The organism is Kosakonia sp. SMBL-WEM22 (genome assembly GCF_014490785.1).
In the GTDB taxonomy this organism is placed as follows: domain Bacteria; phylum Pseudomonadota; class Gammaproteobacteria; order Enterobacterales; family Enterobacteriaceae; genus Kosakonia.
Genome location: NZ_CP051488.1, coordinates 4,663,073 through 4,677,636, shown reverse-complemented (window position 1 = coordinate 4,677,636; position 14,564 = coordinate 4,663,073). Strand labels below are relative to the sequence as shown.

The 14,564-nt window shown below is 37.9% G+C and carries 17 protein-coding genes; all 17 read left to right on the top strand.

Annotated elements, in window-relative coordinates; genetic code table 11:
- The first annotated feature begins 157 nt into the window (after positions 1–157).
- The gene (locus HF650_RS22595) at positions 158–649 is read left to right on the top strand and encodes a CPCC family cysteine-rich protein (RefSeq protein WP_187800444.1); all 492 of its coding nucleotides are present in this window, start codon (positions 158–160) and stop codon (positions 647–649) included.
- Between the two features lie 313 nt (positions 650–962).
- Positions 963–1,433, top strand: a complete 471-nt coding sequence (locus tag HF650_RS22590; protein ID WP_187800443.1) for a hypothetical protein — start codon at positions 963–965, stop codon at positions 1,431–1,433.
- 312 nt (positions 1,434–1,745) lie between these two features.
- Entirely contained in the window at positions 1,746–2,450 is a 705-nt protein-coding gene (locus tag HF650_RS22585; RefSeq protein ID WP_187800442.1) for a barstar family protein, read from the top strand.
- Positions 2,451–3,074: 624 nt separating this feature from the next.
- Positions 3,075–3,455, top strand: coding sequence for a hypothetical protein (locus HF650_RS22580; protein WP_187800441.1), 381 nt, complete (start codon positions 3,075–3,077; stop codon positions 3,453–3,455).
- On the top strand, positions 3,455–3,991 hold the full coding sequence (locus HF650_RS22575; protein WP_223284347.1) for a hypothetical protein: 537 nt from the start codon (positions 3,455–3,457) through the stop codon (positions 3,989–3,991). The genes HF650_RS22580 and HF650_RS22575 overlap by 1 nt, the downstream gene beginning before the upstream one ends.
- Before the next feature lie 330 nt (positions 3,992–4,321).
- The gene (locus HF650_RS22570; protein ID WP_187800440.1) at positions 4,322–4,750 is read left to right on the top strand and encodes a hypothetical protein; all 429 of its coding nucleotides are present in this window, start codon (positions 4,322–4,324) and stop codon (positions 4,748–4,750) included.
- A gap of 991 nt (positions 4,751–5,741) precedes the next feature.
- A complete protein-coding gene (locus HF650_RS22565) occupies positions 5,742–6,461 on the top strand; it encodes a barstar family protein (protein WP_187800439.1) in 720 nt (239 codons plus the stop codon).
- A 438-nt stretch (positions 6,462–6,899) separates the two neighbouring features.
- Positions 6,900–7,157 carry a hypothetical protein gene (locus HF650_RS22560; protein ID WP_187800438.1) on the top strand — a complete coding sequence of 86 codons (258 nt, stop codon included), beginning with the start codon at positions 6,900–6,902 and terminating at the stop codon, positions 7,155–7,157.
- Positions 7,158–8,572: 1,415 nt separating this feature from the next.
- A complete protein-coding gene (locus HF650_RS22555; RefSeq protein ID WP_187800437.1) occupies positions 8,573–8,827 on the top strand; it encodes a hypothetical protein in 255 nt (84 codons plus the stop codon).
- A gap of 219 nt (positions 8,828–9,046) precedes the next feature.
- Positions 9,047–9,490 (top strand): hypothetical protein, encoded by a 444-nt coding sequence (locus HF650_RS22550; protein ID WP_187800436.1) that lies wholly within the window; start codon positions 9,047–9,049, stop codon positions 9,488–9,490.
- A gap of 134 nt (positions 9,491–9,624) precedes the next feature.
- Complete coding sequence (locus HF650_RS22545) at positions 9,625–10,071, top strand: tetratricopeptide repeat protein (protein ID WP_187800435.1); 447 nt, start codon at positions 9,625–9,627, stop codon at positions 10,069–10,071.
- A gap of 264 nt (positions 10,072–10,335) precedes the next feature.
- On the top strand, positions 10,336–10,716 hold the full coding sequence (locus HF650_RS22540) for a hypothetical protein (protein ID WP_223284232.1): 381 nt from the start codon (positions 10,336–10,338) through the stop codon (positions 10,714–10,716).
- 30 nt (positions 10,717–10,746) lie between these two features.
- Positions 10,747–11,085: a hypothetical protein gene (locus tag HF650_RS22535; protein WP_187800434.1), complete on the top strand. Its 339-nt coding sequence runs from the start codon at positions 10,747–10,749 to the stop codon at positions 11,083–11,085.
- Positions 11,086–11,373: 288 nt separating this feature from the next.
- Positions 11,374–11,694: a hypothetical protein gene (locus HF650_RS22530; protein WP_187800433.1), complete on the top strand. Its 321-nt coding sequence runs from the start codon at positions 11,374–11,376 to the stop codon at positions 11,692–11,694.
- A 78-nt stretch (positions 11,695–11,772) separates the two neighbouring features.
- Positions 11,773–12,069, top strand: a complete 297-nt coding sequence (locus HF650_RS22525) for a colicin immunity domain-containing protein (RefSeq protein WP_187800432.1) — start codon at positions 11,773–11,775, stop codon at positions 12,067–12,069.
- A 263-nt stretch (positions 12,070–12,332) separates the two neighbouring features.
- Positions 12,333–12,845, top strand: a complete 513-nt coding sequence (locus HF650_RS22520) for a CPCC family cysteine-rich protein (protein WP_223284231.1) — start codon at positions 12,333–12,335, stop codon at positions 12,843–12,845.
- A gap of 612 nt (positions 12,846–13,457) precedes the next feature.
- Complete coding sequence (locus tag HF650_RS22515; protein WP_187800431.1) at positions 13,458–13,817, top strand: hypothetical protein; 360 nt, start codon at positions 13,458–13,460, stop codon at positions 13,815–13,817.
- The last annotated feature ends 747 nt before the right edge of the window (positions 13,818–14,564 follow it).

Below are 14,564 nucleotides of genomic sequence, written 5' to 3'. Positions count from 1 at the left end.
CGGTTCACGTTCGCCGGGTTCAGATAACAGAAAGTCAGACGATAAATGCAGCACAATTCTATAAGGTATAACCTGAATGTGTAAAAATATCCATTTACTAATATAATTGATGTGGCTTTATAAAAAAAGCTCTGTCTCCATCTGATGTGGTGTAAATATGACTGTAATGACAAGAAGATCAGCACTCAAAATATTCTCTATATACCAAGTGGCTTTATTGTCTAAGGTGGATATAGATAGCCTTTTATTTGCAGAGTATAATGATAAGGAATCTGGTGAACCTATTATGTATGAAAGTATATATAATGATGAAGTTCAGGATTTTCTTATTGATTCCCATGCTGATGTTATCTTTTTTGGTGTATCAAATGAATATCTACTTTCCTTCCTGAAAAAACGCTTTAATTGCGAGTTTGTAATTTTAGGTGATGAGCCCGAGCTTAATAAGTGTCCCTGCTGTGGTTATTTAACTCTACCACAACGAGGGCAATACGATGTATGTCCAGTTTGTTTATGGGAGGATGATGGGCGATCGGAGGAATGGATAGATTCATACAGCACAGCTAATCATTCCTCATTAAAAGATTACCGATTGTTAAAATTGGGTGAGATATCAAAAGAAGATGTTTTTTACAGGAGGGGTAGTTAGTACCTTGCAATAAAAGGAGGGAAAACAATTAATTCTTCCCGGTTTTTTATTATATATTCTCCATTTAATCCACTAAACCAACATGTGCCTCATTTACTACATAACCCCGGTATAGATTTTCGCGCAATTCCTGCATCTCGTTATTCATACGTCAAGTGGTGACAATAATATTGTTCAAGTAATAGAGAGTTCAATTCTAAAAATACGCTCTAACAATTTTATGATTTTTTTACGGCCTTAACCTCTAGAACAGTGATGTTAGTATAGAAGTAATAAAGCAAACAGTATTGGATACTTTTGGGAGAATTTAAGCGTGATCACTAAATCAAGCATTCTTATCAGTTATAAAAATAAAGAAGTGTTAAGAGAAAAAATAGCTAATCTATTAGGGGCGACTGATGTTGACTTTACTATCATGGAGTATGATTATTTTGATGTTAATGAATATAAAAAGCGTATTGAGGCAAGTAGCATAAGCCCCGATGAAAATTCAAAATATATTGAAATATTAAGCAATGTGTTTTTTATCTATGAAGTTGACTTTGGCACATCAGCCACTTCTGTTGAAAGTAATTATTTTCCTGCATACATTGATTTTATTTCCCAAGTGCTTTCTCTACAGTTACAGTGTGATGTTTTGACGAGTTTTAAACCATTAAGTGGTGATGAGTATTGTCCTGTAACTTATTTTTCAAATGGCAAAGAGATTGTCAATTTTATATCTGATTCATCTAATTTCTGGGCTGGGGTCTTATGGGTAAAACGTCAATTGCATAATTCATAAGTCATTTGAAGGTGTGAATTTTTTCTGGTGTAATCAAAATCACATTATCGAAAAGGATAAAGATCTTCATTTGCTATAAAAATTATGGTGGTATGTCTCTTGATGGTGGGCATGGAAGACATAAATACTTCAAATATGAGGTAGCATGCAGGTAGGAAAGAAGCTAAAGAACAGGAGGTCATTAGAGGTAGTAATGATATGAGCAATTAACATTAAAGCAGTAAAGCAAGAGTAGGATGTAGTTCTAATCTTGATTAACCTGTTTTTTATATCATTATCGGCGATGTTTGATTTTTTTGATAAGGAGGGGGGATGAACTATCCGTATAGTATTTATAGTGAGTCAGAGGGTTTATTATTTAAATGCAAAGAGCTTATAGAATGTCAGGATTTTACACATGCTGGGAGTTCATATCTCTTTGCTATGGTGGGATTATCTAATGAAAATATAGTGTTATCGCCTGGCGTTGAGGAGTACTCACTGAAGTTCTCAGGGTTTGATAGTCGGCTCGACTTTGACTTTACTATAAATAAAGTCATAAAAGGAGATGGCGTATTTTACTTAGATTTAGTTGTAATGAATAGCATGTATGAGTTCGGTGCGCTCTCTTTATTGAAAGTAATTAATAAAGACGACAAACGTATCTGGTTAGATATGGTAAGAAATAGCAAAAGGATATATATATCTGCATGTTACATCGCTAATGGCATAAGAAACAAAATTGAAAAGGATTGCATAGTAATAGAAGGTAAGTATATTCATGATTATTACTCATTTTATTGTGAATTCGGGTATTCTTTTTTTAATACGCTTGGTTATATGGGTAGTAATCTCGATGCGTTTGAGGACTGCCTTATTGGAGTAAAAAAACACACTGAGAATTTGAGGGTGATCTGGAAGGATAGTTCAATTTCCTTTAAGGCTATAGATAACACCATTCCTAATGAGATATATAAGCTATCTTCAGGGGATATAATTGAAATCATTAAAGAACATTGCGATTTGACGCTTCAATAAAAGTTAATGTACATTTTGGATTTTATATTTTTTTTATCAGTCTCTAGAGAGCATCTGGCATGAAATTAACAGGATGTTAATTTTTCAAAAAAATTCGTATACAAAGTTATTTTGTTAGATAAGATTATTAATAGGCAGTGTTATTAATGATGGGGAGGTCTACATATAACTATGTGATGGAGAAATAGAAGGCTTTGTTACTCATCTGGAGATATTACATAGATAATTTAAAAAACTCAGAAGAGGCGACATATTAGGGCGGCACAAAAATCGCACAGGGGCTTAAGATACAAGATATCCAGCGGATATAGGTGCGCTGAAGGGATTATTCGAAAATATTCTGATAGTGCAACTAAATGACCAAATCTCCCATCCAGATGGTGAGTACTTCTGTAATGCCTTGATTAATGATTTTTTTTGCTCAGATTCATCATTTTTGCTGTTAGGTGCCAATGGAACGTTTCTCATGTAATATATTGAAGAATATTTTCCGGCAAGATAAGTAAAAGATAAGACATGCTGTAGAAATAAAAGATGGGTTCGATATTTTGAATATATGTCTTACGGGGTGTTTTAGAAAGGCATTGCGTATCATCTTTGCTAATTAAAAAAGAGGTATATAAAATGGACAAGGAACTTTTGAGAGATGGTTTGCTTTTCATAAATGAAGATAATCCAGGCGAATCCGTAATAGTTAATTTCTACACTTTTGTTTGTCTTATCAAAGGGATAATTATCGCTTATGGTAAAATATCAGAAGCTGAGGCGAAGTCTATAATTAATAGCACGCCTATGCTTACCGCGCCACCCAAAAATTACCTTGCAGCTTGTTTACTGGGACATGAAGAGGAATATTATTGGGCTATGATTACTGCTCATGGTGAACGGTATTTTGAAAAGGGCTTTAGTTATGCTGTACCTGACGGTTACGATGAGTGGGAAAGCAAATATATAAAAGATCACAACCTCAAAACGCATAGTTTGGTATATAAGGATCCGGAGTGATGGAGTTGCTGGCAATCAAAAAAAGTTTGATTCTAAAGTTAATGATGAATCAACTTAATATCTCTGATTTTATGTGCCAGTTTGGTGATTGCTCTGGAAACGTAGACCTATGCAAAGAGTTAACCATTGCGCGAGAAGCCGAAGATGCAGAGCTGGTTGACCTTCTTCTTTACCTCAGCGCAGTAGTGAATTATTGTTACTACGATGTCGACATATTAAATCAGCTTGTGACTGATCCCTGGCATCAGAAACATGAAGAGGTCGTAAGATTGTTAGCGTATTATAAGCAGCCTTCCAGCGTGAACCATCTCTATGAAGCTGCGTTGCTCAATCTTGATTACAGGGATTATGACGAGGATTTCGTACTGGCGAATAAATGCATAAGGGCGCTAGAGAAAATACAAGATCAAAATGCTATTGAAAAAATGGAATTATTAGCTAACGCTGATAATAAGTTAATCCGCCAATATGCACAAAAACACTTAAATAGGGTCAGGCACCAGGAAGAAAAAGGTCATGGGAACGGTTCAACTTAAACGCGTTAAGGCGCGCTATCCGCAACATCTCGCGCTTCTAACGGCTTTATACATTCCTCCTGGTCAGCCGGTATGATAAGCACGCTCGCCACGTTATCTCTTCAGAAAAAGTTCAGGAAGTAGCTGAAAGTCATAGAAAGCTGGCTGTACTTTCTACTGTGGATGAGAGGCTAACAATTTTACATGAAGTCCCCCTTACCACTACTTTATTAGAACGCTTAGTACAAGGCCAATACGATCTCGGGGGGATGTGTATATTATGCCGGGATCTTCTATTCCAACTACCTGGGCAGAATATAGCAGCATTTGAGATATTATAAGGCTGGTAAAATGAAAAATACTCTTAAGATGGTAAAATCATCCTGGAAGATGGAAAGCGTTACTGAGCCATTTTTCAAGTATGATGATGATGGGTTAGAGGTTTACTTTATGGTGTTCATGGGTGAAGACGCTAGAAATAAAGACTTAAATGAATATGTGTCCAAAAATAACTTGGTTTCTCAGGATGATATTCCTGATGAAGATTATAATAATGCCGGGTATAGGATTGTGCATATTAATTTTCGTTCTGTTAGTGATTTCTATTTCTCTGATAACTCATCAGGTTTATCTTTTTATGAGGAAAGTTCCACTATAACTCCCGGTTTTTATGAGGCTATAGACGGAAGAAAGGATAAGGTCGGTTATGTAATTATAGGGCACGATCTATTCGTATCGATAAAAGGTGGACATTTCACTGAATATTTTACCTCTTTATAAAAAAACAACAATAAGATAGTAAATATCTACTGGCTCAAATCGGACAGAACGTGCGCCCAGAGATTTTGGTATAATCTTTTTACTATTGAAGGTCTGCCTGTATGTGACTACTGTAAACATAGCATTGAAATATGGCTAAGAATTTGGAGACAGGCGATTTTTATTTTTTATGAAAATTTACTGACCTTACTTATAGGTTTCAAATTGACGTTTTGATTCCTGTTCGTAAATGAGATAAAGCATTTAAAAGGTATAAGATGAGATGAATGAAGTGTATATGCCTGTCAGAATTGACATTGACATTGGCAATGACGATAACGGTGATGACTTTTTCTTGTTAAGGTCTTTTTTATTATGATAAAGTCATTCCTCACACCCGGTGTTGTGTCGCGATAAATAGAAGAGCGCCTCACTTTTTTATATAGAAGCAGATGCTCAGATCTTTGGGCTTAATACTGAAAAAATATATAATTGGCAATGATATATTTTCATTAGCCCTTATTGATGAAAGCATTATTTATCGGGATAAATCAAAAAACAATCAACATAAAAGTCGATAGAAGCGAAGCTACTGAAATAGAAAAGGGTCTGGAAGTTATTTTCGATATTCAAGCAATAGCCGAATAAGGCATAAATCGTGGCGGCTTTTTTATTGTGCAACTCTGGGTCAGTACGCTAAACGGCAAGTTCTTAATACCTTGAACCATCTGTTTCGTTGATAAAGCTGATTGAACAGCTCCCGTACCTCGTTGCAGTCACCATCAGCACAATGCATCCCCTTTGGACTGCTGAGAAGATTCCGGCAGCTTCTGCCTTACCCCATCTGACAACCACTCGACTTGCAGACAAGTTCAGGCGCGATGGCACAAGATCATGCTGCCAGGGCGAGTCTATGGTACGTGATGAATAAGAGTTACTATAAACAGATGCACTCCTGATGCCCTGGGAACAGTGAATTATCAAGGGTATAAAGTAACTAAAGAGATTATTAATGATGAATGACAAATATAATATTTATATTAACAACGAGCTTTCATTACAGGCCTCGTCTGTGATGGCCTCTTGCTTAGAAGGGGCGGGTGATAATTTTATTTTGATCAGATTAAGTGATATTTCTTCCTTCTGGGAAGATGGGTTTGATGCAAGAAAAGGAGATTCAATTTCGATAGGGTACTTTATTAATGACATATGTGTGTACGAGTTCGAAGGTGATTTGTTGAGTGAGCTTACACAAGATAATAATAGGCAAAATATTAACTTGGTTATTAGAGTAATTGAAATACCAGATTTACCTCTTATCATGGTCTTAAATAGTTGGGTCCGGGAACATGAAATCCTAAACTGGAAGAAGACCAGAGCAAAAGAAATAAAAGAGTTATGGCTTAATTCATGTCTTTACTGGCAGGGCGTTTTTCCTCCTTCGGGCAATGGCATCATTGAGGCGACTTTATCCATAAAGGATGTTTATTGTTATGAAGATTTTTTCTGTATGCTTGGTGAGTCATTTTTCGGATTTAGAGGCTATATGGGAAAAGGGTTTGATAGTTTTTATGATTGCCTCTCTGGATTGGTGATTAATAATGTCAGTGTAACGTTAAAAGATGTTGAGCAAACTGCGCATTTTTTGAAAAGTATTAGCCCAGCAGATACAGACTATTATGATGTTTTTATAAATATGCTAACTGAAAATGGATGCGTAATTCATTACTGAAATTTATTTAACTTGAGGCTTACAAAGGTGAATATATGCAGGCAGATGTACATTTTTGAATAATATTAACGCAACTGCGTATAATGATGGCCTGTGATAATTTCTATATTTCACTTTACGAGAATGGATACAAAAGCATGAAAAGAGTCGGTTGAAAAAATAAAACTGCAAGTGGGAATGCTAAAAGAGTATATGCAACAATAATCACAATCTATAAGTACCAACGCAAGGTAATGCCTTAAAAAGCGATAAATCGAGCATCTGGCCCGGGTTGTGAAGGGATAGAGCTTAAAAGCCATTAACAGTGATTATCAGCTATAAAGACCGTTACAATTTGCGGTTCCGGTTGATAAGGTATTTCAGCGCACGGAATGGTATTGCTGAAGGACGAAACACAGTGCAAGCGGAAATTGATTCTAAAACGTATAGGATTGTTCAATGAGAACGCAAATTTCTACACTCAAAGATTTTTTGGGTCCGGCAATAGAACAGGAGAAGGGGCGGAAAATCAGAAAGGATATCATGGATAATTTTAGGCTGCCGTATATAAAAAAAGATATGACTTCTCATGGTCCCTTATGGAGCCAATACTCCTGTCCGCAGGGAGTAATTACCGTTTGTGATTTAAATCTACAGGAAAACGTTTCTGGATATATATTTGCAGAGTGCAAAGGTAAAGAGGTTTGTATTTTTTGACGCTACCCTAATAGATTTTATTAAATACCTTGAGAATCGAGAGGATGGTTTGTTCCCAGCCGTTTACTTTGTTAACAATACATTAGCTTTTTGCCTTTGTGAGAATGGAGAAAGAGGTTCGATGAAACCCATCTATTTATATCTGGCTGGTAATATATAACCGGGTTGATTTGAAGGAGCCTTCTCACGTTTGATTGTCCTGTACTTGGTGAGTGAAACCTACTGTCAGAGCCCTATATGAAACCGCTTCCAGCCGCCAGGGCGTGTTAACGTCCACGGCAAGCAGGCGTAAAGCTTTTGGTATCATCCTGGCCCCTATCGTCTGCCAGACAGAGCGTCTGGCGGTAGTGTTGACATCGTTTGGGGTGGGTCCTCAGGCGACAGGGGGAGGCAGCACTCGGGCACCTTCCGGTACTATTTTTTTTGATGAACAGAGTAAAAGCATAAATGCTTATAACAACCTATGGATGTCAGTTTTGGGTTATTGTCTCTGACACCAAAAAATAAAGATGCAAGCATTATCTTAGTCCCGCCACATCCGGTCTCGAACTCTGCCTTTTAATGGCCGTTGCGTTCAAGGAGTATGCCTGCAGGGCGCAAATATAATGCAGGAACTTTGTTTATGCTCGACGTGAGAGATGTCTGAATAGCTGCCTTTAAGGCTACATCAGGTTTTGGAACATGTAGCTTCTGGCATAATATCGAGCCATCCACAATTAACTCCCTCTGAGGGTTGGATAGGAGCAGCGGGCTGAAACGGCGTAAGCGCGTCAGTTTCACATTAGCGATGTTACTTTGCCCGCGGTGTAACGCCTCGCTATGGTCCAGTCTGCAGAGGATGGGATAAACCAGCAACCAAAGCCTGTATACGACGGTGAAGTATATTTACACCGAAATAGCTATGAGTTTTTGACGCGCGTTGACAGTGAGCGCGCGGAAACCATTTGGTATCACATGGACTTATGCGGCCTGACGAATGCCAGGCCAACAGCAACGTCAACACCGTCTGGCACCCGTTATCTGATGCCAGAGGCGGTAGCCTGCGCGTAAGCACGCCGGTCACTTCGATATCCGGCAATACCTGCATTTCCTGAATTTGTACACAGACGGTGAATAGGGTCTGCAAAACGACATCTTCCGCGGCTTTACCCCGGCGGTTAGAGGCTATAGGCAGGTGAGTCCGATTTGGCTCCTGGTCGGATGTAACCGGTGTACCCTTATAGCGGCGGCCATCAAAGAGCTGGCTTTCAGGGTTCGATTCAGAGTGCGAAAGGTAGCTGTCTCAAGCTGCCTGAGGTACTCATTCATTCTGGCCTGATTTAAATCACTTACGCCGCGATGTGCTCGAATAATTGTTGGTTAAAGTCGCAAAGCCATACAAGCATTATTATATGCATCAGAGGAGTATATAAAAAATGGCATATCATATTAGTATAATTAAAGTTGAGGACAGAGGGGAAAGTGTAAGGTATAAATTCGGACCCACATCTTCCAACTATGATGCATACGATCATGGGCTGTTTGAGATAAATACAAAAACAGGTGAGATAACTCTTTTGAAAGGCGTGACTGGCGATGTGAAAAATAATTATTACATGAGAGCGAGTTTTAAAATATTAACTTGTTGGCGAAAAGCAAGCCTGCCAGAAAAGGAAGAGTGGGCGTCATAATCTTTAGCCGTATGCTAAATATATGTATAATTGCGCAGTTTTTTATTTTACCGGTTAATTGTTTAAGACTCTTGTTGTTATAGTTGAAGTAAGTTCGTCTATCAAAATAAAAAAAGGCTACCTTTATAACAGCTTTAACAGCGGCGCACAATGGAGCCAAGTGTGTTATAGGTGATGAGCGAGCGCATAGGCCAGTTCTATCTATTACAGGAAGAAATTATGATTTCAGTAAAAACATATATTAAGAATAAGAATGAATTTGTAGAGTTTAGCCATTATACTGAAGCGTTCAAGGATTCTTTCTATATTGAAGGAGCTATCGAATTAACAATTAATGGTGTGGTTATATTTGATAAAGAAATGTGGGACTATATAGATCAGCTATGGTCATATATTGCCGATGGCATTATATGCATCCAGGCTAATCAACCATTTGAAACCTATTTTCCAGATCAGCCGATCAAAGTTAGTTTTATGCCAATAAAAGAAAGTGTATCTGTGAGCGTAACCTGTGATGAAGAAATGAAAGTTAACGTTGCTAAAAAAGAGTTTGTGAACGAAATATCAAAAAATGTAATTTCTTTTTTTGATTACCTTAGGAAAAAAGATTCATCATTCAATAGAAGGTATGACGAGTTAGTATCTTTATTGGGTAAGGGTTAGAATATACATGTTTGTTTTACGACCCAAACAACTCTCTACTCACGCCCTTTACTACGCGTAGTTTCTTTTATCTTAAGATATAAATATTGATGAGCTATAGAGTAAATGTCAATTCGGGTATTTAATGACTCACGATGAAACTCATGAATGACTTATATAAAGTTGATGGGGAAACCGAAAGTAAAATTATATCGTTCGTTGAAAGTGGTACTGTCAAACATGACAGCCAGAATTTAAATGAGGCGTTGGCTTTGTATCTCGATGCCTGGTCTTTAATTCCGGAACCAAAGTTAGAACGGGAGATTTCAAATTGGGTAGCAGCCTGTTTGTATAGTGCCTATTTTGATTTGGAAAGTTACACTACAGCGAAAAGGTGGGGTGAGATCGCACTTAAAACATGTAGTTCAGCTATTGATACCTCCCCAATGATCGATCTTGGCATGGTTTGTTATGAGCTTGGTCAATACGATGAAGCTATAAAGTATTTTGATGAGGCATATAGTTTCGGAAAAAAGAGAGCATTTCAGGGAAGGCCTAAGAAATATTTAGATTACTATCTTAAAAAAAGAATAGAGCAATAATTACATTTTGCACGCCAGCCTGGCAGCATGAGCGAGACATAATCACTTACTGGATTTGAGAACAATGCTTAAGCTGGCGACCATGTTGACGTTGCCACTTCAAAGTCATGATCTGAAGCAGGAAACTACTCTATGCTTCACACTGGATGCTACTGAAAAGAGGCGCATGAGTGCTAAACCCGGTAAAGCGGATTGAATTGCTGGTTGGGCTGATCCACGGGCAAGTAGTGTCATACGTCTGTTCTTCGCATCAGAGACCTCATCATGGAAAATATTGATAAATTATTAAGCGGAAAAACATTGCTCAGAGAAGTTAGTCCCTTAATGCCCGAGTACAGAACATGGGTGGAAGTTTCATTGACAGATGAACTAAAGCCATCCTATCCACTCAGAGTTGATGCTTATGCTATGGTCGGGCACTCCCCTTATTTTAATCAATGTAATAAAGAACATGCTAAATTCAAAATCCGAATATCATCATTTTTATCTTCTGACAAAGAAAATGAGTATGACCCCTCATATAACTATGTTGGGAAATATGAAGAAGTTTCTTCTATCGATGAACTGAACACCAGGTTGAGCAACCTTAATATAAATCTGGAAGAATTTGTAGACTCGTCGCAAGATACAGCGTATCCATTGTAATCAATGCAAAACAGTGCCATTGGAATATGAATGAATATTGAAAAAGATAATCTTTTAGAATTATTTAAAGAAAAGGTCACCGACTCTATTTATCCATTAAAAATGGGAGGGCACATTGATGAGAAAGCATTTAATGAGCTTTTATTGGTAGCAGAGGAAGCTACAAAGTTATTAAAGGATGATGATTTGGTCCCTAAAAAACTTCTACTGGAAATATATTTATCTTCGCTAGCTATTGCTGGCGACAACGAATACTTTAAAAATGAATTTTTATCAGAGGTTTCGGCAAGGTTGTTAAAGTGCTTTAATTTAATCATAGATGAAAGATCCGTCGAAGACCAAAGGTGTGATGGACCAAGGATTATATAAAGCGAATGATAAATTTTATCTTAATAAATAAACAGATTGCTACTTCCGTATGATTCAAAAACCTGATCTTTTTTTAATAAAAACATTCTTAAAGGCGGAGTGCAGCTCAATCTGTCTGGGGATTAACCCGCCAGGATACGGGCGTACATTAAGCATAATAGATAGTTTTTCTAACTTTCTGTTCTAAAAGGAGCACTGTCGGAACGTGCTTTCATAGGTTTTGGCTATGATATGTTGAAATGAATCAGATTAATGACTTTGGACCAGAGTCATCACCGGGAGGGAAATGTGAGAAAAATATACGCTTCTATTAAACTTCTGGATAAGGAAAACGGCGGGAGGGCTAGCCCTATACCACCGGTACAGTTTCGCTGCTTATTGTTGTTTGCAGGAGTAAAAGAATTATCTGCATACCCATATGATTGTCGTATATTTTTTGAGGAAGGTGACAAAGGAGTTGATCCTGGTGAAGAGATAGATAATGTTCCTATAGCTTTTTTATCGCCAGAAAAAATATTTCCATACATCCAGGTTGGAACAAGTTTCACTATACGAGATGGGAAGATAATCGGTGATGGGGTTATCACTTCGATAGATAGTTGCATTTAAATCACCAAGGCTATTTTATAGTGAACAAGCGCATTACACGACATAAAATAGAGTTGCAGACTTTTATGGAGCGAGCCAGTGAATGTGGATGCAAATACAAAAATGTTGCTTAAGCTGATAGAGAAATTTATCAATGGTGATATTTCCGCCTGTGAACTTGAAAAAAGATATATGATCACATGGCGAAATCTCAGAGACAGTGATGGCTACAGTAAGCTTAGTGAAGCGCAACAACTTTTTTTCGATAGGATTTTTACGACTCTGGATGCCTACTGCGCTGAGTCTGAGTTAAGCGAGGCTAGCGATCTGGATGATGAGGGGGTGTTTACCGAGGTGGTTAGATTAAGTAACGCATTGAAACGAAATCTGTATTAGAGTTAATTAAGAAATAAACAGCTACAGGATACTAATTTCCCACCCTATATATAAGAGAGTCTTTTTTACATGGATGACCTAATCCAGGCATTATATATCAGAAATGGAGTGGTTTTTTGTGAGAAAATCATCTCTTTGAGCTTGCTGACTATAACTAATCCATCAGCAGGCCTTACTGTGTGCGGTATGATTTAAGAATGTATTATACGACTAATTGATTTGGCAATAACGCTTCTACAGCAGCGATAAACCTTGCAGGAGGGATGATGAAGATTGAATTTACTTATAAGGAAGTAATGGATTTTATAAGGCTTCATACCTTATTTTCAAAGAGTGTAGAAGAACGGGTCGAGGCTCTGGTTGAAAACGGTGTTATTGAGAACAATTTACCCTTAGAGGCATTAAAGCACTCCTACAATAAATATATCCATAGCAACATTATTTACTCCAGGTTAATAAAAAATTCGTTTTGGGAGGCGGTCGTAAAAGAAATATGCGATAGCGATATCATCATAATTGATCACTCTGATTTTGAGATAAGAGGCGTGTGCTGCGAGGCTTGCGGTTATATTGTTTTCGAAAGTTATGACGATGCTCTTTTTGAGATATGCCCAGTATGTTTTTGGCAAAATGATGGCACGAAGGGCGGGCAGTTCAGCGGTTGTAACCATTGTACGCTGGATGATTATAAGCGTACTGATGAATTTGAAGCGAGAATTATGAATGGGAAATTAAGGTATGTATCCCATTCAGGTAAAGGTGACGAAAAGAGATGAGTTTTGATATTCAATTGATCAGAAAAATCGGCTATTACGAGGATGCATGGGTTTATTAACACATCGTGCTGCACAATAAGGAGCATTCTCTAACACAGCAATGCACTCTATTAAACTCAGGGCGTTGTATAGTTACTCTATTTCTATAGCGGTATTTTACTAGCTTGCTACTCTCGACACCATACGGCACGACATTAAGAGAGCGTTATATAAATAGACAAAAATCAATTGCGATAAAGCGCGGCAGGGTAAAAAATATTAGGAGTTATTCTTAATTGCATGCAAAACTGTTTAAACACCCATTCTCACTATCTGGCAAAAAGTTACTAACAGCGATCGTCTTATGCTGCAACGAAACTTTTTAAAGCTAAATTTGTCGGGTGATAATTATTACATAAGAATATTAAGATAAGGCTTTGCTTGCCCATAATTCTTCAAGCGTAATAGAGTTTGTTAATCGCAGGCGATTATTATGCATGCTCGTCACTATAAACAGTAGGAAGATGTGCCAGATGGATGAACTAAACCTGGTAACCAAGCTTGGTAAAATTCCATTACTTCACCAGGGCTGCATTTGCGCTATGTAACGTGTCGCACAAGAGGATAGTATTAATGAGAGGATCTATAATTGATGAAAGCGAGGCATTCGCAGAGTTAAAGAAGAGACTCCGATCATGGAATGATAAAAGTCCTGATAAAGCACGGGAAGAAGTAGATGATTTATTTACTGTGTTAGTTAATTCAAAATGGGACAGGAATCGGATATACAAATTCGTTTTCATTTATACAAAAGAGAAATTATCAGATTCGGATTATGATGGAATACCAAAGGAGGGTTTTGATTATTTAGGTGATATAGAGTCTTCAATTATAGGTCATTGCTGCTGGGAGAGTTTTTTGAAGATACCGGATGAGCCTCAAAACCAGGATGACTCGGTTGCGTATGTAAGAGGTGGAAAGTGGAAGTCTTGATGATATAGAGCGCGATGCACTATCCCTACGCCGTTCATACCGATGAAAGGGTATTGTGAGTTGGCAGCCACGGTGAGCGTGTTCAACTTTACTGATACCATAGCAACACTATGCCTTTCCGGGCTGCATGACGTGCCAGGAAGGTAACTTCTTCCAGCGTTGACACCATCGCTGGTGCGGTAGCCTGCGCGAAAAGATGCTGATGGTTGAGACACTTCTCAGTAGATGTGCTTTCAGAGCAACTTTCTTGCAGGCTGAACACTCTTGCTCAACTTTCATAAGCAATTCAGCAATTTTTCAGACTACTAAATTCAGTAGGTGATATGACGGCATCAAACTTAAAACGGTCGCACATATGCGCATTGCACTGTAAGGAAGTCCTGACAGCAAAGATTCGTTGCTAATAAATCCTACTTCAAGCCTTTGTCATTGGATCCTCCTTTTTTATCGGTTGCAGATTAATAGAAATGCTTTGAACAACTCATAATTGTAGATAATGGTCATGAAATTTAAGGGCTATCATATACACTAGTCTAAGCTGACTATAATTCACGACCTTTTATGCATGGACCTCCTTCCATCGCAAACTCTTTTCTGCAGGAGACGCCGTAACCTCATTGTTCTACTCTCACAAATGTGTGGGTAGTAAGAATATGCCGCGTTACTGTACCGAACACCTGCTGGGTATATAGCTCTTCCTGAGCAAAACAATATCACCGAGCATCGGGTTACATGAATGGCTGTTAT

Coding starts and splice junctions, on each gene's coding strand:
- HF650_RS22595 (WP_187800444.1), top strand. CDS start 158: ATGACTGTAATGACAAGAAGATCAGCACTCAAAATATTCTCTATATAC.
- HF650_RS22585 (WP_187800442.1), top strand. CDS start 1,746: ATGAACTATCCGTATAGTATTTATAGTGAGTCAGAGGGTTTATTATTT.
- HF650_RS22580 (WP_187800441.1), top strand. CDS start 3,075: ATGGACAAGGAACTTTTGAGAGATGGTTTGCTTTTCATAAATGAAGAT.
- HF650_RS22575 (WP_223284347.1), top strand. CDS start 3,455: ATGGAGTTGCTGGCAATCAAAAAAAGTTTGATTCTAAAGTTAATGATG.
- HF650_RS22570 (WP_187800440.1), top strand. CDS start 4,322: ATGAAAAATACTCTTAAGATGGTAAAATCATCCTGGAAGATGGAAAGC.
- HF650_RS22565 (WP_187800439.1), top strand. CDS start 5,742: ATGATGAATGACAAATATAATATTTATATTAACAACGAGCTTTCATTA.
- HF650_RS22560 (WP_187800438.1), top strand. CDS start 6,900: ATGAGAACGCAAATTTCTACACTCAAAGATTTTTTGGGTCCGGCAATA.
- HF650_RS22555 (WP_187800437.1), top strand. CDS start 8,573: ATGGCATATCATATTAGTATAATTAAAGTTGAGGACAGAGGGGAAAGT.
- HF650_RS22550 (WP_187800436.1), top strand. CDS start 9,047: ATGATTTCAGTAAAAACATATATTAAGAATAAGAATGAATTTGTAGAG.
- HF650_RS22545 (WP_187800435.1), top strand. CDS start 9,625: ATGAAACTCATGAATGACTTATATAAAGTTGATGGGGAAACCGAAAGT.
- HF650_RS22540 (WP_223284232.1), top strand. CDS start 10,336: ATGGAAAATATTGATAAATTATTAAGCGGAAAAACATTGCTCAGAGAA.
- HF650_RS22535 (WP_187800434.1), top strand. CDS start 10,747: ATGAATATTGAAAAAGATAATCTTTTAGAATTATTTAAAGAAAAGGTC.
- HF650_RS22520 (WP_223284231.1), top strand. CDS start 12,333: ATGATGAAGATTGAATTTACTTATAAGGAAGTAATGGATTTTATAAGG.
- HF650_RS22515 (WP_187800431.1), top strand. CDS start 13,458: ATGAGAGGATCTATAATTGATGAAAGCGAGGCATTCGCAGAGTTAAAG.